The sequence below is a fragment of the Ensifer sp. CCNWLY38 genome (assembly GCF_037120565.1).
Lineage (GTDB): Bacteria > Pseudomonadota > Alphaproteobacteria > Rhizobiales > Rhizobiaceae > Ensifer > Ensifer adhaerens_H.
Window position 1 is genome coordinate 126,156 of record NZ_JBBBBO010000006.1, and the last position, 21,548, is coordinate 147,703.

At 63.0% G+C, this 21,548-nt stretch carries 21 protein-coding genes; 7 read left to right on the forward strand and 14 right to left on the reverse strand.

What is annotated here, in order from left to right; genetic code table 11:
- Positions 1 to 23 precede the first annotated feature (23 nt).
- The 3 genes from V7S54_RS14750 to V7S54_RS14760 form a co-directional block, all read right to left on the reverse strand.
- Positions 24 to 740: an alpha/beta fold hydrolase gene (locus tag V7S54_RS14750; protein WP_336408633.1), complete on the reverse strand. Its 717-nt coding sequence runs from the start codon at positions 738 to 740 to the stop codon at positions 24 to 26.
- A gap of 197 nt (positions 741 to 937) precedes the next feature.
- Positions 938 to 3,322, reverse strand: coding sequence for a 1-deoxy-D-xylulose-5-phosphate synthase N-terminal domain-containing protein (locus V7S54_RS14755; protein WP_336408548.1), 2,385 nt, complete (start codon positions 3,320 to 3,322; stop codon positions 938 to 940).
- 50 nt (positions 3,323 to 3,372) lie between these two features.
- The gene (locus tag V7S54_RS14760; protein WP_336408547.1) at positions 3,373 to 4,392 is read right to left on the reverse strand and encodes a 1-aminocyclopropane-1-carboxylate deaminase; all 1,020 of its coding nucleotides are present in this window, start codon (positions 4,390 to 4,392) and stop codon (positions 3,373 to 3,375) included.
- A gap of 143 nt (positions 4,393 to 4,535) precedes the next feature.
- On the opposite strand from V7S54_RS14760, the gene V7S54_RS14765 reads away from it, so the two are divergent.
- Positions 4,536 to 5,012 carry an Lrp/AsnC family transcriptional regulator gene (locus tag V7S54_RS14765; RefSeq protein ID WP_336408546.1) on the forward strand — a complete coding sequence of 159 codons (477 nt, stop codon included), beginning with the start codon at positions 4,536 to 4,538 and terminating at the stop codon, positions 5,010 to 5,012.
- Positions 5,013 to 5,099: 87 nt separating this feature from the next.
- Here the strand turns inward: V7S54_RS14765 and V7S54_RS14770 are convergent, their stop codons facing one another.
- The gene (locus V7S54_RS14770) at positions 5,100 to 6,935 is read right to left on the reverse strand and encodes an ABC transporter ATP-binding protein (protein ID WP_336408545.1); all 1,836 of its coding nucleotides are present in this window, start codon (positions 6,933 to 6,935) and stop codon (positions 5,100 to 5,102) included.
- A gap of 51 nt (positions 6,936 to 6,986) precedes the next feature.
- On the reverse strand, positions 6,987 to 8,186 hold the full coding sequence (locus V7S54_RS14775; protein WP_336408544.1) for an aminotransferase class V-fold PLP-dependent enzyme: 1,200 nt from the start codon (positions 8,184 to 8,186) through the stop codon (positions 6,987 to 6,989).
- A 217-nt stretch (positions 8,187 to 8,403) separates the two neighbouring features.
- On the opposite strand from V7S54_RS14775, the gene V7S54_RS14780 reads away from it, so the two are divergent.
- Positions 8,404 to 9,210 (forward strand): IclR family transcriptional regulator, encoded by an 807-nt coding sequence (locus V7S54_RS14780; protein ID WP_336408632.1) that lies wholly within the window; start codon positions 8,404 to 8,406, stop codon positions 9,208 to 9,210.
- A 15-nt stretch (positions 9,211 to 9,225) separates the two neighbouring features.
- Here the strand turns inward: V7S54_RS14780 and V7S54_RS14785 are convergent, their stop codons facing one another.
- The 5 genes from V7S54_RS14785 to V7S54_RS14805 all read right to left on the reverse strand — a co-directional run bounded on the left by V7S54_RS14785 (position 9,226) and on the right by V7S54_RS14805 (position 14,436).
- Positions 9,226 to 9,723 (reverse strand): RidA family protein, encoded by a 498-nt coding sequence (locus V7S54_RS14785; protein WP_336408543.1) that lies wholly within the window; start codon positions 9,721 to 9,723, stop codon positions 9,226 to 9,228.
- A gap of 36 nt (positions 9,724 to 9,759) precedes the next feature.
- Positions 9,760 to 10,971 (reverse strand): amidohydrolase/deacetylase family metallohydrolase, encoded by a 1,212-nt coding sequence (locus V7S54_RS14790; RefSeq protein WP_065373897.1) that lies wholly within the window; start codon positions 10,969 to 10,971, stop codon positions 9,760 to 9,762.
- A gap of 3 nt (positions 10,972 to 10,974) precedes the next feature.
- The gene (locus tag V7S54_RS14795) at positions 10,975 to 11,844 is read right to left on the reverse strand and encodes an ABC transporter permease (protein ID WP_336408542.1); all 870 of its coding nucleotides are present in this window, start codon (positions 11,842 to 11,844) and stop codon (positions 10,975 to 10,977) included.
- Entirely contained in the window at positions 11,844 to 12,785 is a 942-nt protein-coding gene (locus V7S54_RS14800) for an ABC transporter permease (protein ID WP_058322111.1), read from the reverse strand. The genes V7S54_RS14795 and V7S54_RS14800 overlap by 1 nt, the downstream gene beginning before the upstream one ends.
- 121 nt (positions 12,786 to 12,906) lie before the next feature.
- Complete coding sequence (locus tag V7S54_RS14805) at positions 12,907 to 14,436, reverse strand: ABC transporter substrate-binding protein (protein WP_336408541.1); 1,530 nt, start codon at positions 14,434 to 14,436, stop codon at positions 12,907 to 12,909.
- A gap of 272 nt (positions 14,437 to 14,708) precedes the next feature.
- On the opposite strand from V7S54_RS14805, the gene V7S54_RS14810 reads away from it, so the two are divergent.
- A complete protein-coding gene (locus tag V7S54_RS14810) occupies positions 14,709 to 15,407 on the forward strand; it encodes an aspartate/glutamate racemase family protein (protein ID WP_336408540.1) in 699 nt (232 codons plus the stop codon).
- Positions 15,408 to 15,513: 106 nt separating this feature from the next.
- On the opposite strand, the gene V7S54_RS14815 is transcribed toward V7S54_RS14810, so the two are convergent.
- From V7S54_RS14815 to V7S54_RS14825, 3 genes are all read right to left on the reverse strand, one after another.
- Positions 15,514 to 15,807 (reverse strand): hypothetical protein, encoded by a 294-nt coding sequence (locus V7S54_RS14815; protein WP_336408539.1) that lies wholly within the window; start codon positions 15,805 to 15,807, stop codon positions 15,514 to 15,516.
- A gap of 359 nt (positions 15,808 to 16,166) precedes the next feature.
- Positions 16,167 to 17,345 carry an MFS transporter gene (locus V7S54_RS14820; RefSeq protein ID WP_336408538.1) on the reverse strand — a complete coding sequence of 393 codons (1,179 nt, stop codon included), beginning with the start codon at positions 17,343 to 17,345 and terminating at the stop codon, positions 16,167 to 16,169.
- A 313-nt stretch (positions 17,346 to 17,658) separates the two neighbouring features.
- Positions 17,659 to 18,075, reverse strand: coding sequence for a DUF2000 domain-containing protein (locus V7S54_RS14825; RefSeq protein ID WP_336408537.1), 417 nt, complete (start codon positions 18,073 to 18,075; stop codon positions 17,659 to 17,661).
- 131 nt (positions 18,076 to 18,206) lie between these two features.
- Between V7S54_RS14825 and V7S54_RS14830 the strand changes: the two genes are divergently transcribed.
- Positions 18,207 to 18,692, forward strand: a complete 486-nt coding sequence (locus V7S54_RS14830) for an Lrp/AsnC family transcriptional regulator (protein WP_336408536.1) — start codon at positions 18,207 to 18,209, stop codon at positions 18,690 to 18,692.
- Between the two features lie 14 nt (positions 18,693 to 18,706).
- On the opposite strand, the gene V7S54_RS14835 is transcribed toward V7S54_RS14830, so the two are convergent.
- Positions 18,707 to 19,612, reverse strand: coding sequence for a LysR family transcriptional regulator (locus V7S54_RS14835; RefSeq protein ID WP_336408535.1), 906 nt, complete (start codon positions 19,610 to 19,612; stop codon positions 18,707 to 18,709).
- 129 nt (positions 19,613 to 19,741) lie between these two features.
- Between V7S54_RS14835 and V7S54_RS14840 the strand changes: the two genes are divergently transcribed.
- The 3 genes from V7S54_RS14840 to V7S54_RS14850 are packed head-to-tail and all read left to right on the forward strand — an operon-like array spanning position 19,742 to position 21,491.
- Positions 19,742 to 20,221, forward strand: a complete 480-nt coding sequence (locus V7S54_RS14840; protein ID WP_065373888.1) for a carboxymuconolactone decarboxylase family protein — start codon at positions 19,742 to 19,744, stop codon at positions 20,219 to 20,221.
- A gap of 58 nt (positions 20,222 to 20,279) precedes the next feature.
- Positions 20,280 to 21,032 carry an SDR family oxidoreductase gene (locus tag V7S54_RS14845; RefSeq protein ID WP_336408534.1) on the forward strand — a complete coding sequence of 251 codons (753 nt, stop codon included), beginning with the start codon at positions 20,280 to 20,282 and terminating at the stop codon, positions 21,030 to 21,032.
- Positions 21,033 to 21,086: 54 nt separating this feature from the next.
- Entirely contained in the window at positions 21,087 to 21,491 is a 405-nt protein-coding gene (locus tag V7S54_RS14850; protein ID WP_065373887.1) for a cupin domain-containing protein, read from the forward strand.
- The last annotated feature ends 57 nt before the right edge of the window (positions 21,492 to 21,548 follow it).

Sequence of the window (21,548 nt, forward strand, 5' to 3'; positions counted from 1 at the left end):
CGATCCGCCACAAAGGTAATGCGTCAGTCGGAAAGCGTGGCCGCGGCCTTCTCGATCAGCGCGGCGACAGCCGCCGGCTGGGACATGAAGACTGCGTGGCTGGCTTTGACTTCGACCGGTTCGCTCCCGGCGCGCTTCGCCATCTCCCGCATGAGATCGGGATGAATGGCCCGGTCGTCGGTGGCGATCAGCGCCCAGCTCCTCTTGCTCTTCCACGCCGGTGCCGTGATCTTGGTCTCGAAGGCGACCTTCGCGGGGAAGACCTGGGATTGCGCCATGAAGCGAGCCTCGTCCGCGGGGATATCGGCGGCAAAATCCTGAGCGAAAGCCTTCGGGTCGAGGTAGAGATAACCGTCCTTCGTCGCCGCGATGCTCTTGGTTGCCGCGGGTGTCCGGGCGGCGAGGTCGAGCAGGGTCTCGCCTGCATCCGGCTGGAACGCCGCCACATAGACGAGGCCCGCGACGTTGTCGGCGCTTCCCGCTTCGGTCACCACCATGCCGCCATAGCTGTGGCCGACAAGAATGGACGGACCGGCCTGCAGGTCGAGGATGCGCTTGGTTGCAGTGACATCGTCGCCAAGCGAGGTCATCGGCGGCTGGACGACGGAGACGTTGAAACCCTTGGCACTCAAGAGGTCGAAGACCTTGCGCCAGCCAGAGCCATCGGCAAGTGCCCCGTGCACGATGACGACGTTCCTGATGGGATCGGCAAAAGCCTGCCCGAGCGGGGCAACCACCATTGCCAAGAGAGTGGCTGCCAGAATTCTTATTGTTCGCATTTGGAAAATCCTTTCCTGCTGGGTGCGGTTTCCCCTGGTACGGCGTCTTTTCCGGGACGGCGACGCTTCTCGGTTTTTGGAAGACGCAGGCGACCGCTCGCTGCCGGACAGGCAACGCGGGGCCATTCGTCTTCAATGGTGTTGGTGTTCAGCCGGCGCTACGGAAAGAGGAGTGCCTCTTGCCCGGCGGTCCGCCGCCCCGCGGTCAGCGCCATGACCGATGCGGCGATGGCGCTGCGGTCGAGACGGAAATGCCGGTAGAGATCGCCGATCGTCCCGGTCTGGCCGAAATGTTCGACGCCATGCGGGATCGTCCGGTGGCCGCCAACGGCACCGAGCCAGGAAAGCGTCGCCGGATGGCCGTCGATGACGGTGACGATGGCGCAATGGCCCGGCAGGGGATCGAGCAGTCGTTCGATATGGCTTCGCGCCTGCGGATTGCCGCGGGCACGTTCGCGCTGCGCCGCCGTCCAGCCGGCATTGAGCCGGTCAGCGGAAGTGACGGCGAGCACGCCGATGTCGCGGCGGACCTCTCCGATCATGCCGGCCGCCGCAATCGCCTCGTCGGCGACCGCCCCCTGATAGGCGATGACGACAGCACAGTTGGGCCCGGGTTTCCTCAGCCAATAGGCGCCGTCGATCGCTCCCTGGCGGAAATCGTCGTCGACCCGCTTCAGCGGCTGTTCGAGCGGCTTGGTGGTGAGCCTCAGATAGACCGAACCGCCAGTCTCGTCGCGCAGCCACGTACGTTCGTCCGGGTCGTTGTCGCCGTCGCGCTGCATGTAGTTGAAGGCCCATTCCATGATGACCGCGAGCTCGTCGGCAAAGGCGGGCTCAAAGGCCGCCAGACCATCCTGGCTGATCCCGATGAGCGGCGTGCCGATCGACTGATGCGCGCCGCCTTCGGGCGCGAGCGTCACACCTGACGGCGTGCCCACGATCATGAAGCGGGCATCCTGGTAGCAGGCGTAGTTCATCGCATCGAGGCCGCGGCAGACGAACGGGTCGTAGACCGTGCCGATCGGGATCAGCCTTCTGCCGAACAGCGAATGGCTGAGGCCGGCGGCGCCGAGCAGCAGGAAAAGATTCATCTCGGCGATGCCGAGTTCCACGTGCTGACCTTCCGGCGTGAATTCCCATTTTGCCGTCGATGCAATGCGGTGCTCGATGAACGCGTCGGCGAGAGGCTGTCGCGCGAAGAGCTTTCGCCGGTTTACCCAGGCGCCGAGGCTGGTGGTGCCGGTAACATCGGGCGACGTCGTCAGGATGCGTTCGGCGAGATCTGATTTGCCCTTGGCGAGATCGTCGAGGATCTTGCCGAAGGCCATCTGCGTCGAGATCTCCCGCTGTGTCTCCACGGCGATCTGCGGTATTTCCAGCCGGCGATCGCCATGGCGGCGCGTGCCTTCGGCAAAGAAGGGGACCGCGGCGAGGAATGCCGTGAGCGCTTCACGATCCGCCACGCCGGCGAACGGCTCCCATTCCTCGCCAGGCGCGACACCCATATGCGCCTGCCATTCGGCGAACTGGGTTGTCGTCATGAGGCCGCCGTGATTGTCCTTGTGGCCCGCGATCGGCGTGCTCCAGCCCTTGATCGTATAGGCAAGGAAGCAGGTCGGGCGGTCGTGATCGATCGCGGCGAAGGTCTCGGCCATGGTCTCGACGCAGTTGCCGCCGAGATTTTCCATCAGCGCGGAAAGCTCAGCATCGCTGCGCCGTTCGATGAGCGCCGAGACGTCGCCCTGATCGCCGAGATCGACAGTGAGCCGCTTGCGCCAGACGGCACCTCCCATGAAGGTCAGCGCCGCATACTCCTGGTTGGAGCAGCGATCGATCCAGTCGCGCAGCTTCTCGCCACCGGGCTCTGCGAAAGCGGCACGCTGCAGCACGCCATATTTCACCCGCACCACATCCCAGCCGAAGGCATCAAAGATTTTTTCGACGCGCTCGAACAGACCCTCGCGCACGATGCCATCGAGAGATTGCCTGTTATAGTCGATGATCCACCAGCAGTTCCGAAGGTCGTTCTTCCAGCCCTCCTGCAGCGTCTCGTAGACATTACCCTCGTCGAGCTCGGCATCGCCGACGAGTGCGACCATGCGGCCGATTTTGCCCTCACCCCACTGCTTGGCGCGGACGAAATCCTGGACGATCGAGGCGAGTGCCGTGATGCCGACACCGAGACCGACGGAGCCCGTCGAGAAATCGACGTCGTCGATATCCTTGGTCCGGCTCGGATAGCTCTGCGCGCCACCAAAGCCGCGAAAGTTCATGAGCTTCTCGCGCGTCTGCCGGCCCATCAGATACTGCATCGCGTGGAAGACCGGTGCCGCGTGCGGCTTCACCGCGACACGGTCTTCCGGCCGGAGCGCCGAGAAATAGAGCGCCGTCATGATCGACACGACCGAGGCGGAGCTTGCCTGGTGCCCGCCGGTCTTGATGCCGTCGATCTTCGGCCGGAGGTGGTTGGCGTGATGGATCATCCAGTGGGAGAGCCAGAGCAGGCGTTTTTCGATGGTCTTGAGATCTGTTGTGCCGGTCATCGCCGTGTTCCGCTGGAGGAGGACGAAAGGTGACAAATGGAAAACAGGACTCAGCCGTCCTTGTAGTAGTAGCTGTAGCCGTTGAGTGCCGGCGCGCCGCCGAGATGGGCGTAAAGAACGCGGGATCCCTCGGGAAAAAAGCCTTTGCGGGTGAGGTCGATCATCCCCTGCATGGATTTGCCCTCATAGACCGGATCGGTGATCATCGCTTCGGTGCGCGCAGCAAGCCGGATCGCCTCGTTGGTTTCTTCCGATGGTACGCCATAGGCGGGGTAGGCGTAATCCGGGTTGATGACGATCTCGTCCTCGCGGATCGTTCTGCCGAGGCGAACCAGCTCGGCCGTGGAATCGACGATGTTGCGCACCTGGGAGCGGGTCTGTTCGAGCGTGCCCGATGCGTCAATGCCGATCACCCGATCGGCGCGGTCCTGTGCGGCGAAGCCGACGATCATGCCCCCTTGAGTCGAGCCGGTGACGACGCAGACGACGATGTAGTCGAAGGTAAAGCCCAGTTCCCTTTCCTGTGCTGCCACCTCCTCGGCAAAGCCGACATAACCGAGCGCGCCAAATTTGTGCACCGAGGCGCCGGCCGGGATCGGGTAGGGCTTGCCACCGGCATCCTTCACCGACTGGATAGCGTCTTCCCAGCTCTTGCGGATGCCGATATCGAAGCCGTCGTCGACCAGGCGGCTGTCCGCCCCCATCAGTCGCGTCATCAGGATATTGCCGACGCGGTCGTAGATCGCATCATAGTGCGGCACCCATTTTTCCTGGATGACGACGCATTTCATGCCGATCTTAGCGGCGGTGGCCGCGACCATACGCGTGTGGTTTGACTGCACGCCGCCGATCGAAACCAGCGTATCGGCGCCCGAGGCGATCGCGTCGGGCACGATATATTCGAGCTTCCTCAGCTTGTTGCCGCCCATGGCGAGGCCGGAATTGCAGTCGTCGCGCTTGGCATAGATCTCGACCTTGCCGCCGAGTGCGGCCGACAGCCGTGGCAGATGCTCAATCGGCGTTGGGCCGAATGTGAGTGGGTAGCGTTCGAACTTCTCAAGAAGTGACATCGATCCAGGCCTCCGTGTGAAAATTGTAGGCGAAGGATAGGCGAATTCGCGTGAAAGGTGCTCTCTAAGTTGCTATTAAAATTTCTTCATGCCGAATAGAAATCCGGCATGATTTCCTCTTTCTTCAACACATGGAATAAAAAATGAAAGATTCTTCCGAAGAGGATTTCGACAGGATCGACATCAAGATCCTGCGCGCCCTGCAATCAGAGGGCCGGCTGACAAATGCTGACCTGGCCGAGCGGGTGAATGTCAGTCCGGCCACCTGCCACCGGCGGACGCAAAGGCTGTTCGACGAGGGTTACATTACCGGCGTTCGGGCGGAAATCGCACCCGCTGCCGTCGGTCTCGGCGCTTTGGTGATGGTCGGCGTGGTGCTCGACCGTTCGACGCCCGAAAGTTTTGCTGCCTTCGAAGGCGCGGTGATGGAGATGAAGGAAGTGCTCGACTGCAACCTGGTCGCCGGCGATTTCGACTATCTCCTGAAGATCCGCGTCCGCGACATGGCCGATTTCAACAAACTGCACGGCCTGAAGCTGATCGCCTTGCCCGGAGTGCGCCAGACGCGGACGTTCTTCGTGATGAAGGAAGTCAAGGAGAATGCGCGGCTGCCGTTCTGACGGCTACGGTTGGCCGCCCGCGCAGGAAGGTGCGCGCGGCTCACCTGTCTCGATCGAGAAGGATGCGGCCGGCTTGACGCAGCCCGCCTAGACCTGGACGAAATGGTCCTCGGCGATCTGCTGATAGCGCCGCACTTCCGGAACGTAATCGGGCGCGCGCAAGGGGCTCTTGAGCTCGTCGCTTGCAACATTGCGGCGCGTATGACGGCGGGTCGGATCAGCGATCGGCACGGCGGCGATCAGCTTCTTGGTATAGGGGTGCTGCGGGTTTTCGAACACCTGGGCGCGTGACCCGATCTCGACGATTTCGCCGAGATGCATGACCGCAACGCGGTGGCTGACGCGCTCGACGACGGCCATGTCGTGCGAGATGAAGAGATAGGCAAGGCCGAGGCTCGCCTGCAGATCGAGAAGCAGGTTAATGACCTGCGCCTTGATCGAGACGTCGAGTGCGGAAACGGATTCGTCGGCGACGATCACCTTCGGGTCGAGCGCCAACGCCCGGGCAATGCAGACGCGCTGGCGCTGGCCGCCGGAGAATTCATGCGGGTAGCGCGCCGCCATGTCGGGTTGCAGGCCGACGCGTTCGAGCAGGTCGGCAACCCTTTCGCGCGCCTGGCGTGGCGTGCCGAGCTTGTGTTCGAGATAGGGTTCGGCGATCGCAGCACCCACCGTCATGCGCGGATTGAGGCTTGCGAAGGGATCCTGGAAGATCATCTGCATGGTCCGGCGCATGTCGCGCAGCGCCTTGCGGTCCATGGCCAGCACGTTCTTTCCGTCAAGCACCACCGAGCCGCTTTCCGGCTCGATCAGCCGCATGATGGCACGACCGGTCGTCGATTTGCCGCAGCCGGATTCGCCGACGAGCGACAGCGTCTCGCCCGGCTGCAGGCTGAAGGAGACGTTTTCGATGGCGTGCACACGGCCCTTGAGCTTGCCGAGCAGGCCGGCGTGAATGTCGAAACGCTTGACGAGGTTCTGCACCTCGAGGATCGGCTTGCGGCCGGTCTGGACCGTATCGGTGGCTTCGGCCTTCGCGGTCGGCAGGCCGGTTGCCGCATCGATGACCGGAAAGCGCATCGGTTGGGGCTCGCCCTTCATCGCGCCGAGCATCGGCACGGCAGAAAGCAGCGCGCGGGTATAGGGGTGTTTCGCCCGGAGGAAGATGTCCTCCGTGTTGCCCGTTTCAACCGCGTCGCCGCGGAACATCACCACGGTGCGGTCGGCGATCTCGGCGACGACACCCATGTCGTGGGTGATGAACAGTACCGAGGTGCCTTCCTCCTCCTGCAGCACCTTGATCAGGTCGAGGATCTGGCCCTGGATGGTCACGTCGAGCGCGGTCGTCGGCTCGTCGGCGATCAGGAGCTTCGGGCGGCTGGCCAGCGCCATGGCGATCATCACGCGCTGGCGCATGCCGCCGGAGAACCGATGCGGGTACTCGTCGAAACGCGAGGCTGCCGAGGGAATGCGGACCTTTTCGAGCAGGCGGATGGTTTCGGCACGGGCCTCGGCCTTCGACATGGGCTTGTGGCAGAGCAGCGCCTCTGAAATCTGGTCGCCGATGGTGAACAGCGGATTGAGGCTGGTCATCGGCTCCTGGAAGATCATCGCGACGTCGTTGCCGCGCACATGGCGCATCTCGGATTCGGGCAGGTCGAGGATATTGCGCCCGCCCATCATCACCCGGCCCTCGACGCGGCTCGTCTCCTTCTGCAGGAGCCGCATGATCGACAGCGACGTGACGCTCTTGCCCGAACCGGATTCGCCGACAATCGCGACGGTCTCTCCCGGAGCCACCTGGAAGGAGATGTCGCGAACGACGGGCTTCCAGGCGCCATCGACCAGGAACGAGGTCGTCAGGTTCTCGACGGAGAGAACAGGCGTGGCCGTTTGGCCCCTGGCAAATGCGGTGTCAGTCATGTCGGCTCCTCCGCCCGTTGCTATGCGTCTTGTTGCTTTCGAATACCGCGATCAGTCCGGCCAGCGCAGCAGGCCGGCGAAACGCCGGGCGTTGCGCTCGCTGAGCGACGTCGCGATGATCTCGTTGGAGGCGCGCGCCTTATCGAGTTCCTCGGCGAGGCGGCTTGCGACCACCTTCTCCTGGCCGGGATGCAGGTTGCACGGGTCGAGGTAGAAGTAATTGTGCTCGGCCTCGTGGTCGCGAACGATGATCGGCGGCGCGCCGCGCGCCAACGCATCGGCAAGATCCCAGGCGGTGATATGGGCTTCCTGCGGGTTTATGTTGACGCGCAGGCGGTCGAGCGGGTTGTTGGTCGGGTCGGCCTCGATCACCGGTCTGATGCCGGGACGACCGCTCAACGTCTCGTGCCAGAGGTTCAGGTAGCCGGTCTCGCGCTCGCGGATGCCGGCATGGTCGCGCGTCTCCCAGGCTTCGAGGGCCGCCAACACGCCCAGCATGCTTTCCTTGCCCACCTTCATGCCGCGGCCGATGCCGAGGTTCTGCAGGAAAGTGTTTCTGACCATCTCCTTCCTGCCGGCGACGATGCCCGAGGTCGGGCCGCCGAGGAACTTGTGGCCGGAATAGAGCACGATATCGGCGCCCTGATCGAGGAAGATGCGCAGGTCATATTCCGAGGCGGCGTCGACGATGACAGGCACGCCCTTGGAATGGCAGACCTCGGCAAATTCCTTGAGGCCGATGAGCCCGTACTGCACCACGTGGTGCGAGACGACGTAGACGGCGCAGGCGGTACGCTCGTTGATTGCCCCTTCGAGATGGTAGCGATAGGCCGACGTTGCCTGGCCGACGAGCACCGGCTTGGCACCGGCAATGCGGATTGCCTGGTCGACGGGCGCGCCGTAGCTCACCACATGGCCCATCTGGATGAGGACCTCGTTCTTGAGGCCGCTGGTATCGGGCAGGCGCTCGATGGCTGCAAGGTCGCTGCCGGTCATGGTTCCCGCGACGGCAAGGCTGATGCCGGCGGAGCAGGAGGCCGTGACGAAGCCGGCTTCCGCACCGGTGAGCCGCGCGATGACGGGGCTCACCTTGCGCTGCAGGTCGTTGATCTCGACGAATTGCGGCAGTATGCCAGTCATCGCGGCAATGGCTTCCGGGACCACGATCGATGCGCCGAGGCCCGTCATCGTGCCGGAGACGTTGATAACGGGACGAAGTCCGAGAGCTTCGCGAATGTCACGGTCAGGCATAGTGGTCTCCATGTAATTTTTTGGCAGGCGTTTTTCTGGCCGGCATGACGGATAGACTATTCCGTTTTCGCGGAATATCTACCATAGTAATGAAGTATGCGTGAGGCCTTCCGCCATCTGTCGCAGCCGCCATCGAGGGCGCGTCAGCAGCGGGATCCGATACTTTCCCGGCAGTGCGCAATTCGAGCCGCGCAGGAGTTGACGAGTGGACAAGACGATGACCGGCGTCGAGCCGAACGAAGACATTGAACCGACCGGCAAGCCGCGCCGATCGCGCGTCAGCGGCATGGACCGCGCCCTGCAGGTGCTCGATTTCCTTTACGAAACGGGTTCCCCGAGCGGCGTCTACGCGATTGCCAAGGCAGTCGGCGCGCCGCTCTCGACGGCCTATGTGATTGTCGACGACATGGTCGAGAAGAACCTGCTCAGCCGCGATGCCGATGGCCTCGTTTGGCTTGGCGACCGGCTCTACCACTATGGTCTCGCCTATGCCCGTTCGCTCGATTTCCTCGGCGTTGCCACCCGCGAGATGCACGATCTCGGCCGCGAGGTTTCCGAAACGATCCAGCTTTGCGGTCGTGACGGCGACTACATGCAGGTGCTCGCCATGGCCGACGGTCCCGGCCATTTCCAGGTGACCTCGCGCGTCGGCACCCGTGTGCCGCTCAACTGGACGGCATCCGGCCGCCTGCTCGTCGGCCATCTGCCGGCCGACGAAAGGCTCGAACTTTTCCGCCGCTGCGCCCGCACCTCGCCGACCGGCCGCGCCGACATCGACCCGGCCGCACTTTCCGATCAGGCCGAGAGCGCACTTGCCGCGCGGCTGTCGATCCAGGCGGGTGAATCCGACTATGCGGTCGCCTGTGTCGCAGCGCCGATCCTCGACGACAAAGGCAATTGCGCCGCCACGATCTCGATCGTGCTGCCGGAGCAGAAAATCCTCGACGACCGGGCGTTTTACGCCGATCACGTCAGGGTTTCCGCGGAGCGGATCGAGAAGATGATGGGCTGGCGCAGCCATTGATCCGACCTCCCGTCGTTAATCGTGAAGAGCGACGATCGCCTCGATCTCGACGGTGATGTTGCCGGGTAGAGACCCGAAACCCACCGCCGAGCGCGCATGGCTGCCGGCCGCTCCAAAAACATCGATCATCAGGTCCGAGCAGCCGTTGATGACGCGCGGATGCTCGGCGAAATCCGGCACGGCATTGACCATGCCGAGGATCTTGACGATGCGCTTGACCCGTCCGAGGTCGCCCAGCGCGTCGTGCATGACGGCAAGCAGGTTGATGCCGGTCAGCCGTGCGTGGTCATAGGCGCTGTCGATGTCGACATCGCCGCCCACTTTGCCGGCATAGAGGTGACCGTCGGGCTCGCGCGGGCCCTGGCCGGAAAGATAGAGAATGTTGCCTTCGCGCACATGCGTGACGAAGTTGGCGATAGGCGGCGGTGCCGGCGGCAGGTTGATGCCGAGAGCCTGAAGCCGTTGATAGGGTGAGACGGCGGCAGGGCTGTCTTTCTGATCGAGACTGTTCACGCGATGTCCTGTCTTTCTGTATTCGGTCGCCTTCTGTCAGCGGTAGCCGAAGCCGTGGCTGTGGTCCGGGCATTCGACATGCTGCGGCTGGTAGCGGTTCGCCGCGACCACGTCGGTGCCCATGACCGCGTAGCGTGGCTCGAAGAGGCGGTTGAGATGGGCCTCGGCGCCGAGTGAATCGAAGACCCTGAGTTCGCTATCGACGAGGTCGAAGAGGGTGAATTCGGCGCGGGCGCCGACGCTCAAGAGATTGTCCATCGGCAGGCGGATCACCGAGGCGGGCGCCTGGGTCACGGCCTCGACCACCTTCTCGAATGGCATGCCGACGCTGAGCAGCTTCGACATGGTGGTGCCGAGATCCCAGACGGACTGGTTCATGCTGCGCAGGTGCACGTCGGTGGAGATCGAGAAGGGCAGGAGCCCGCGGGCGATCGCGACTTCCGCGACGCGGAAGGAGAAGGAGGCGCCGCCATGGCCGATGTCGAGGCGGATGCCTTCGCCGGCGCAGCGCTCGGCAAGCTCGAACAAGTCCTCGTCCTCAATGATGCTGGAGCCGGCCTTGCCGTTGAAGCAATGGGTGACGATGTCGCCGGGGCCGAGGATTTCGAGCACCTCGTCATAGAGCGCCGGCGGCTCGCCGACATGCACCATCATCGGGATCTTCAGGATCTTGGCGATCTTCTTGCCGAGCTTCACCGGCGTCACGCCCCAGGAACCGGTTATCACGTGGCTGGCGCGAACCTTCAGCCCGACGATGTGCTCGCGGTTCTCCTGGTAGCAGGCGATGATGCGGTCGATGTCGATCGAGCGGATGTCACTGAGCTCGCTGACGCGATTGCAGGCAACAAGGCCGATCGAGCCGAGATTGAGGAACGCCTTGATGCGCTCGCGCGAAGGCTCGATGATGTATTCGCGGAAGCCGTGGAAATTGGCTTCGCCGGCCGATCCGGCGTCGACGATGGTGGTAACCCCGCGCTCCATGCCGCAGAGTTGCGGGCGCACGGAGATGTCGGTGCCGCCGTGCCAGACATGGGCGTGCAGATCGATCCAACCGGGAGAGATCCAGGCGCCCTTGCCTTCGACGCGGCGCTCGCCGCCGGGAACTTCGAGGTTCGGGCCGAGCGCTGCGATGCGGCCTTCGCCATCGACGAGGATGTCGATCGTTTCGGCTGGCGCGGTCATACCGAAGGCGACGGGTTTCACCTGCCGGATCAGCACCGGACCAGCGCTGTTGCTTGCGTTCGTCATGACTTACAGGTCCTTTCTGAGGCGGGGGTCGAGCATGTCGCGCAGGCCGTCGCCGACCATCTGCAGTGACAGCACCGAGAGCACGATGGCGATGCCGGGGAAGAGCGTCACCCAGTCGGCCTGGCCGATGTATTGGCGACCCGAGGCGATCATCGTGCCCCAGGTGGGAATTTCCGGGCTGACGCCGACGCCGAGGAAGGAGAGGCCGGCTTCGGCAAGCATCGCATGGGCAAAGAGGAAGGTGCCCTGGACCAGGACGGGCGAGAGCAGGTTGCGCAGCACGTGGCGCGTCATGATGTGCGGGGTCGAGATTCCAAGCGCGCGCGCCGCCTCGACATAGGGAAGCTCGCGGATCACCAGTGTCGAGGCGCGCACCACGCGGGCAAGCCTGGGCGCATAGACGATGCTGAGCGCGATGATGACTGTTGTCAGCGAGGGCCCAAGGGCTGCGACCAGCGCGATAGCGAGCAGGATATCCGGAAAGGCCATCATCGCGTCGATGACGCGGGCGATCGGCGTGTCGAGCTTCGGGAAGAAGCCGGCAAGCAGCCCGAGCACGACGCCGATCACGGTTGCGAGCGTGACGACGGCCGCACCGACGAGGAGCGACAGCCGGCCGGCATAGATGGTGCGTGAGAAGACGTCGCGGCCGAACTCGTCGGTGCCGAAGAACCATTGCATGCTCGGCGGCTGCAGCCGGTTGACGATCGACAGCTTGCCCGGCGCATAGGGTGCGATCAGCGGCGCGAAGACGGCCAAGAGTACGAAGACGGTCAGCACGATTAGGCCGAAGGCAACGGTCTTGCGGTTCAAAAGCCGGCGGACGAACTTGCGGCCTTCGCTCTCGGCGGGGGCAGATACGGAAATAGCCATCAGTAGCGCACCCTTGGATCAACGAGGAGATAGAGCATGTCGATCGCGAAATTGATCAGCACGTAAAGCGCGGCGATGACGAGCAGCGCACCCTGGATGACAGGATAGTCGCGGCGAAGAACGGCGGAGACGACGAGATTGCCGACGCCGGGCAGGCCAAAGACCGTCTCGGTGACGACGGCGCCGGAGATCAGCACGGCGGCGGTCAGCCCGATGATCGTCAGGATCGGGATCAGCGCGTTCTTGAGCGCATGCTTCATCACCACCTTGCGCTCGCCAAGACCCTTGGCGCGGGCGGTGCGGATGAAATCGTCGCCGAGCACGTCGAGCATCGAGGCGCGGGTGAAGCGCAGGATCAGTGCAGAGGAGACGACGCCGAGCGCGATCGCCGGTAAGGTCAGATGATACATGCGCTCAGTAAAGGAGGAGCCGGGACCGCCATAACCGGAGACCGGGAACCAGCCGAAGCGGACAGCGAACACCTGGATCAGGATCAGCCCGAGCCAGAAGCTCGGTATGCTTGCGGCCAGCATCGCAAGCGTTGTCGCCGCCTGGTCGACGAAGGAGCCGCGCCTGTAGGCGGCGTAGATGCCGATCGGCAGCGCGATGGCGCAGGCGATCACGATCGAGAACAGCGTCAGGAAGAAGGTCGGCTCGGCGCGTTCCGCAAGCGCCGAGGTCACCGGCTGGTTGAGGAAGATCGACTGGCCGAGATCGCCCTGAAGCAGCTGCCCGATATAGTAGACATATTGCAGGCCGAGCGACTGGTCGAGGCCAAGCCGCGTGCGCAGTTCCGCAATGTCCTCCTGGGTCGCCTCCGGGCCGAGCATGACGGCGGCCGGGTCGCCGGGCGTGACGCGGACGATGACGAAGACGATCGTGACGACGATCGCCATGACGACGATCATGCCCATCAGCCGCTGGAAAATGTAGCGTAACATGGTGGCCTCGAACCTTTCCTGTGCGCCTCGCCCACTGGGGTGAATGAACAACGGCGCGCCCTTCCGGCGGACGCCAGGCCAGTGGCCGGGCGTCCGCCGAAGTCCCTGGGAGGGTGGGAGCTTACTTCTTGATCGAAGCGTTCCAGAAATACGGCCATGGCGCCGGTGACACGCCTTCAAGCGTCTTCGACTTTGCCGAGAGCGCGTTGAAGTCGCCGATCTTGATGAAAGGCACTTCTTCGAAGATCACCTTCTGCACATCGGCCCAGAGAGCCACGCGCTTGGCCGGATCGGATTCGGCGTTGAAGGCATCGACCGCCTTGGCACGCGCCGGGGTATCCCAGTTGCCGGGGGCCTTGGTCGACATCATGCCGATGAGCGCCGGTTCCGGCAGGAAGGGGCTGTGGGTGATGTAGATGTCCCAAAGCGTCGGGTCGGCGCGGCGCTGGGTCAGCGTCGCCCAGTCCACCACCTGCAGATCGACGGTGAAGCCGGCAAGCTTCAGATATTCGGCTGCGACCTGCGCCATCTTGTAATGGAACTCGTACTGGCGGCTGGTGAGGATGCGCAGCGGCTCGCCCTTGTAGCCGGCGGCTTTCAGCAGTTCGCCCGCCTTTTCCGGATCGGCGATGTTGTAGGCGCCTTCGGTGCCGGCATCGGTGCGCCAGGTGAATTGCGACGGATAAAGTGCGGCATCGAGCGCATAGAAGTCGGTGGTGCCGAAGGCGGCCGCCATCATGTCTTCCATGCTGAGCGAGGCGCGGATCGCCTTGCGCAGATCGACATTCTTGGTCATGCCGTTGCCGGAGTTCAGCACGAAGACCGGCCAGCCGAAGGGCTGCAGCATGACAGGATCGGAGGCGCTGGACCCCTTCACGCGGTCGAAGGATTCGACCGGCAGCGAATCGACATAGTCATACTGGCCGGAGACGGCGGCCTCGACGCGGGTGTTCGGGTCCGGCACCGGCACGAAGCGGATTTCATCGGCATATTGATGGCGGGCGCCGCCGTAGCCGTTGGCGTCGCCTTCCGGCGACGTGTAGGCGTCGTAGCGGGTCAGCTGGATATACTGGTCCGCCTTGCGCTCCTTCAGCTGGTAGGGGCCGGTGCCGACGAAATCGGTCATCGGTTCAGCCTGCTTTTCCGAAGGAAGCACGATCGCCGCGGAGTTGTTGAAGGCGAGCAGCGAGACGAGCGGTGCGTAAGGGGTGTTGAGCGAAATCTTCACCGTCAGCGGGTCGACCGCTTCGATACCGGCAATCGTGGTTGCCGTCTGCTTGCCGCGCGAGGCGACCTTGGTCCAGCGCTCGAGCGAGGCGACCACGTCCTTGGCATCGAGGTCGGTGCCATCATGGAACTTGACGCCGGAGCGCAGCTTGATCGTGTAGGTTTTGCCGTCGGCGCTGATCTCCGGCAGGCTGGCTGCGAGCAGCGGTGTCGGCTTCCAGTCCTTGTCGAAGGTATAGAGCGTCTCGAAGATGTGCTGCGAAACGATGCCGACGAGGTCGGCCGTCGATGCCATCGGATCAAGGGTCGGCGGCTCGCCGACCGTCGCGACATTGATGACGCCACCCTTTTCCTGGGCAAAGGCGAGGGTTGCCGATGCCACCAATGCGGTTCCAATAAGCAATGCGAGTTTAGTCGATTTCATATTTGCTCCTCCTCATATTCCATAGTTATGCTATGTCGTTCTTTATTTTGGAATATAAAAGTCCACGAAACCGGAAATGTCAATCGATTGTCGTCGTCACGTCACGCAGCTTTGCGGAAAAGTCCGTTGATGGGGGCGGGAAAGGCGCTCGTCGGAGACCGGCGTTGAGCCCCGCAATTGCCTTCTGCGCCGGGCGCTTGCGGTCGCTGGAGCTATCGCGATGGCTCGCGATTTGTTAGCTCAGAGTCCGGTTCGAAAATGGAGCGCGCAAAGTGAAGGTCATCGGCCTGATTGGCGGCATGAGCTGGGAGAGCTCGGCCGAGTACTACCGCATCATCAACGAGACGGTTCGCGGCCGCCTGGGCGGCGTGCATTCGGCAAAATCGCTGATGTGGTCGATGGATTTCGGCGAAATCGAACGGCTTCAGCATCATGGCGACTGGCCGGCGTTGACGGAGGAAATGATTGCGGCGGCGCGTCGCCTGGAAGCCGGCGGCGCCGATTTCCTGATGATCTGCACCAACACGATGCACAAGATGGCAGCCGACGTTTCGGCAGCCGTTTCCATTCCGCTGCTTCATATCGCCGACCCGACGGCGGCGAAAATCAAGGCCGCGGGCCTCCGCAAGGTCGGCCTGCTTGGAACCGCCTTCACCATGGAGCAGGATTTTTACAGGGGCCGGCTGAAGGACACCTTCGGTCTCGAGGTGCTGGTGCCGGAGGCGGACGACCGCGCCAAGGTACACGAGATCATCTATCGAGAACTCGTCGCCGGCATCGTCAAGGACAGCTCACGCGACGCCTATCGCGCCATCATTTCGCGGCTGGTCGATGCGGGTGCCGAGGCGATCATCATGGGCTGCACCGAGATCATGCTGTTGATTTCGCAGGCCGACAGCCCGGTCCCGGTGTTCGATACCACTGAGATTCATGCGCTGGCTGCGGTCGACCTCGCGCTCGAAGGCGCGTGAGAGGGCCCAATGGCCCGCTAAGCGGCCCCACGGCCGGTCTAGGATAATCATCATCGACCGGTGCAAAGTGGCACGGCCGGCTGGCCGCCGGCCGTGGTCGTAAGCCTTAGTGCAAGGTGAACTCTCGGGGCTCGCCCTGAAACAGGCTGATCAACGCGATGCCCTGCTGCAGCAGAAGTTCGGCCGCCGGCAGGTCGCCAACGACCAGGTCATCAGCACAGCTGGTGATGATGTTGGCGAGGCTGATCGAATTCTCTGCAAACCGGTCATCGCCGATCTCGTAGGCCCTCTCGGCCGTTGCTTCGAGTGCGTCTGCGACGAGCGCCATCATGTCCGAGCGCTCGTGGAGCGTCATCTTGTCCAGTGTCTTGGCGTCAAGCGTCTTGGCAGAAGTCTGCATGATTACCTTCCCTATTGTTCAAGCCGGAATTGGCCGCGCCGGCCAGTGGCCGGGGGAAAAGTCTACGACTGGGATGGAGTGCTGAAGGGAGCCGGCGTCGAACGCGGCTTCATCATTAAGATCGTGAATAGCGGCGCGGGATGCAAGGAATGGCTACTATGCGCCCTGCGCATGGGTCGGCGGATCGAAGGCGAAGAGCTGCCTTCGAGACGTACTAGACGCTCATATGGGTAGTGTTCGTCGGCTATGCCAGACTCTCGTCGACCCTCAGGCGATCGGCAGAGCATTTCTGGGCGAGCAAGTCGATGAAGGTGCGAACCGACAGCAGAAGCCCGCGCCTTGAGGGATTGCCATCGCTGTTACGCGCGGCTCGCCGCTTGCTGAGCGTCCTGCGCGCTCACGCGAGCGGCCGGCTTCAAACGGCCGGTCAAAAGCAGGCTGACGGCGAGGAAGGGCACGAGCACGCCGAGGCCGAAGCGCATGTCGCTGTGCTCGGCGATCAGGCCGATCAGTGGTGGTCCGAGCAGGAAGCCGAGCAGAGCGATGAAGGACAGGATGGCGACGCTGGCTGCGGCCGGTCGGTCCTTCTGGTCGGCGGCCGCCGTGACGGCGAGCGGGAAGCCGACGGAGACCCCGAAGCCCATGGCGGCAAAGCCGGCAAGTGCTGCCCAGGCGGCGGGGCTTGCAACGACCAGAAGCAACCCGGCAATGCTGGCGATGCCACAGGCGCGCGCAACCGCCACCGGACCGTAGCTTGCCTTCAGCCGGTCACCGGCAAAACGGCCGGCTGCCACCATGAAGGCGAAGATCGAATAGCCGAAGCCGGCGCTGGCGCTGGAGAGCCCGAAGACATCGCGCAGGAAAACGGCCGACCAGTCTGCCACAGCGCCCTCGGTCATGGTGATGCCGAAGACGAAGAAGCAGACGCCGAGAAGCGCAAAGCTCGGCAGCCGTCGCCTGGACGGCGTCGCCTCTGCAGCCGTGGCCTCGCCGGTTTGGAGGAGCGGCAGCTTTCTGGCGAAAAAGACGCTGATCGGCAGCATGACCGCGGCTGTCAGCGGCACGGCCCATTCCGGTGCGACGTGGAGCGCGGCGAAACCGACGCCGATCAGGCTGCCGGTCATGATGCCGAGGCTCCAGAAGCCGTGACAGGTGCTCATGATCAACTGTCCGAAGTGCTTCTCAATCGCATCCGCCTCGACGTTGAGGCCGAGCTCGAGCGTTGCCAGCGCCACACCGACGATGGCAAGAGCGACGAAGAGCACTTCGATGCTCGAGGCCCATGTCGGCAGCCAGACCAGCGCCAGAAAGACGACGAAGCCGTAGAGGATCGTGGCGCGGCCGCCGATCCAGGCGACGAAACGTCCGGCGAAAGGCAGCGTTAGCAAAATGCCGACGGGCATGCCGAGAAGCGCGATCGCCAGTTCGGCCGGTCCAAGGCCGAGCTTCTGCTGCACATCGGGAATGCGCGGCAGCCAAGCGCCGAAGGCGATCGGTTGAAGGAAGAAGATCAGCATGATGAGCCGTTGATTGGTCATGCGCATTGTTCCCCAGGAGGTATCGTGTCGCGCGATCCAGCCTCGGCAGCGGCGGGGCCGTCGAGCCGATGTGGTCCATGAAGCAATTCTGATATTCTGAAAATCGTTTTCAGAGCTTGTCGCGCATGACAGGTGCCGTCAAGGCTAGAAAAATCCGCCAAGTCGGAAAGTTATGTCTTTTCGGTCGAATGGGCGGAAGTGTTGCGGATGTGTCGCCACCAATTCCGCCATTGGTCTGGTCGCGATGAAAAAAATGTACACGCTGGGCAAGGTTGGGGGCGAGTGCCCCCCGCGCCGTTGCGGGACTTTCGCCTCATCGCAGCAATTTCAGGGATCCCGTCAGCGATTTGACCCACTTGGAGGCGCCGGCCAGTCCAATGCCGTCGATCGTTTCCTCCGAGAGATCACGCTCGGGGAATTGCGTTTCGTAGTCCGCATAGCTGTGCAGCGAGCGCGCAAAAGCCGGAAACGGCACGATGATGCGGTCTTCCTCTTTCGGCAGCGCCTTCAGGAGCAACGCGCCGATCGTCCTGCCGTCGGCCTGCAGGATCGGGATGGGTTGGTTGGAACTGATGTCGATCGTATTTTGATTGCTGTCGGTAAGGTGCTGATTGCCAAGAACGGGCATGGCCGCGCCGATGCCGATGGAAATCGCCGCGATCGTGTTGGCGAGATGACCCGGCGGGAGCTCCGGGTTGACGATAATGGCGAGGCGGATGTCCCGAAGCACGGTGGTCTATTCCTTCTCTGTTTCTCGACGGGGAGAATAGACCGGGCCCTGCGGTAAGTTCTTTCGGATGTTGCGGCAATTTACGAACGTGGGGTAGGTTCTACCTGTATTGACAAAGCATGAGGTAGGATGTGCCCACGACCTTGACGGCCGCCGATGTGAAGATTTTGACCGCACTGCAGAATGAAGGGCGCCTGAGCAACCAGGCGCTTTCGGAGGAAGTGGGCATGTCGACCTCACCCTGCTGGCGGCGCGTGCGCCAGCTTGAGGATGATGGCGTCATTCAGGGCTATATGGCTGTCCTGAACCGGAAGGAAATCGGCTTGGGAGTGCTCGCCTTCATCCGGGTGAAGATCGACAGCCACACGGAGGCGGAAGCCGATGCTTTCGCCGATGAAGTGATGAAGCTCGACAGCGTTGTCGCCTGCTACAGCATAGCCGGCGATGCGGACTTCCTTCTGCAGGTCGTTTCATCGGACCTCGATTCCTATTCGGATTTCGCCATGAAAGTGGTGCGGCGGCTGCCGTGCATCAAGGAAATGCAGACGACCTTCGTGCTGAAGGAGATCAAGGCCTTCAACGGTCTCCCGTTGCGCGCAACGACCGGTCAACGCTGAGCGGCCTTCCGCTGTCAGGAGGCGGACGCCATCAACGGATCTTCCTTCACTGCCTCGACAAGAAAATCGAGAACGGTTCGCACGCGCAGCGGCATGTTCCGGCGCGACGGATAGACGACGCTGATCGGCAGCCGCGCCGGGGGGAAATCCGGCATCAGGTTCACCAGCCTGCCAGCTTCGATGTCGGGGCAGGCGAGGATGTGCGACAGGATCGCCAGGCCGCTTCCCGCAAGCACCGCGCGGTGCACGGCCACCGCGTTGTTGGCGACGAGACGCGGTGCTATGCGCACAAAGATGTCGTTGGATCCATCGGAAAAGGTCCAGGAGCGTCCGTCACCGGCACGACTATAACAGATGCACTCGTGGCCCCCGATCTCGTCAGGCGATTTCGGTGTGCTCCTTCCGTCCAGATAGCCGGGTGCTGCGACGAGAAAGGCGGTCGTCCAACCGATGCGCCGGCACATCAGGCTATTATCCGTCACAGGCCCGAGGCGCACTTCGAGATCAATGCCTTCGCCGACCAGGTCCGACGGCTCTTCACGGAAGATCAACTCGACCGACAGGCCGGGATGCCGTTCGAGAAAGGCGGCGAGCCGATCGCTGACATAAAGGCCGAGGGGTGCGGGCAGGGTGAGCCGGACGCGACCGGAGACCGAGGCAGTCTCGGCACACGAGGCTTCGTTCAGGGCGTCGACCGCTTCCACCACCCGGAGCGCCATCGGGATCATGTGCTCGCCCTCGGCAGTGAGCGCCAAGGCGCTCGTCGTCCGGTGGAGAAGGCGCGTGTTCAGGTGCTCCTCGAGAGCCGATACCTGCCGCGAGACCGCCGGCTGCGTCAGGTTGAGATCGAGTGCGGCGGCGGAAAACGAGCCCGTCTCCGCCACGCGCAGGAAGGCTCTCAGCGCTGAGACAATATCCATCCGGTCCCTCAAACGTTTCGGCATAAGCCTTATGCGCCGAGTGTATGGCCATCGCGCTTTACTGTCCAGTAATTACGGATATCTTGTATCCATAAGGATATCTAGTATCCTTAATTGTGGAGAGAACCCATGACACAGCGCCTGAACTACGCACAGCATTCTCCCGAGTTCTTCAAGAAGATCTCCGACCTCAGCCTAAGCCTGAAGGACAGCGTCATCGAACAGAAGATCCGCGACCTCGTGAACATAAGGGCCTCGCAGATCAATGGCTGCGCCTTCTGCGTTGACATGCACGTGAAGGAGGCAAAGATTCACGGCGAGAGCGAACTGCGTCTCTACCACGTCGCGATCTGGCGTGAATCGAACCTCTTCATCCCGCGCGAACGCGCCGCGCTTGCCTGGGCCGAGGCGGTTACGAAACTGCCCGAAGGCGGCATTCCGGACGAACTTTACGAGCGTGTACGCGGCCAGCTTTCGGAGAAGGAGATCTCCGATCTCACCTTCTCCATCATGGTCATCAATGCCTGGAACCGCGCCAGTGTCGCCTTCAAGGCCGTGCCCGGTTCGGCCGACAAGCTCTATGGCCTCGACAAGGCCGGACTGAACTAAGCCCTGTTTCTGAGTGATCGAACAACGCGGCCAGCCGCCGCAACGATTGGAGGATCCCATGAAAATCGTCATTATCGGCGGAACGGGCCTGATCGGCTCCAAGACGGTGGAACGCCTGCGCAAGCAGGGCCAGGACGTGGTTGCCGCCTCTCCGAATACGGGCGTCAACACCATCACCGGCGAAGGTCTCGCCGAGGCGCTGTCCGGTTGCGAGGTGGTCATCGACCTCGCCAACTCGCCCTCCTTCGAGGACAAGGCGGTGCTCGAGTTCTTCGAGACCTCCGGCCGCAACCTGCTTGCGGCGGAAAAGGCTGCCGGCGTCAAACACCATATCGCGCTTTCGGTCGTCGGGACCGAGCGTCTGCAGGAAAGCGGCTATTTCCGCGGCAAGCTCGCCCAGGAAAAACTGATCAAGACCGGTGGTATCCCCTATACGATCGTGCATTCGACCCAATTCATGGAGTTTCTCGGCGGCATCGCCCAATCCGGGACTGTCGGCGACACCGTGCACCTCTCGCCGGCCTATGTGCAGCCGATCGCGTCCGACGACGTCGCCGATGCCATGGCTGCGGTCGCGCTTGCCGCCCCGGTCAACGGCACGATCGAGATCGCCGGACCGGAGCGCTCGCGCCTCAGCGATCTCGTCGCCCGCTACCTCAAGGCCAGCGGCGACAACCGCAAGGTCGAGGCCGATCGGGAGGCGCGCTACTTCGGCGCGCTGCTGCAAGACGGCTCGCTGGTCTCCGACAACAATCCCCGCCTCGGCCGGATCACCTTCGAAGAATGGTTCGCCACGGCTCCTCGCAAGTGACCACATCCGGGTGCGCCGGCGGCGCACCCCCAGCCCGCTGAAAGGACTTCCGACATGATCAAGTCTCTCATCGCCGCCACTGCGGTCACCGCCGCGTTGTTCGGCACGGCCGCTGCCGGCGACGCTGCCAAGGTCACCCTGGTCTATGAGCACGAGTTGCCGAACGCGCCGGGCAAGAGCATCAAGGGCGTTCTGGTGGAATATGGGCCCGGCGGCTCTTCGGAGGCGCACACCCATCCGAGCACCGCCTTCATCTATGCGACGGTGCTGGAAGGCTCGATCCGAAGCCAGGTCAATGATGGACCGGTCAAGGTTTACAAGGCCGGCGAGAATTTTTCGGAAATGCCCGGCGACCGTCACGGCGTCAGCGCCAACGGCAGCGAGAAAGAGCCAGCCAAGCTGCTCGCGGTCTTCGTCGTCGATACCGCCGAAAAGGAACTGACCTATCCGATGAAGTGATCCTAGCAGGACCGGGGGCACCGGCCGCACAAGCGCCCGGTCCTGCAATTTGCCTGC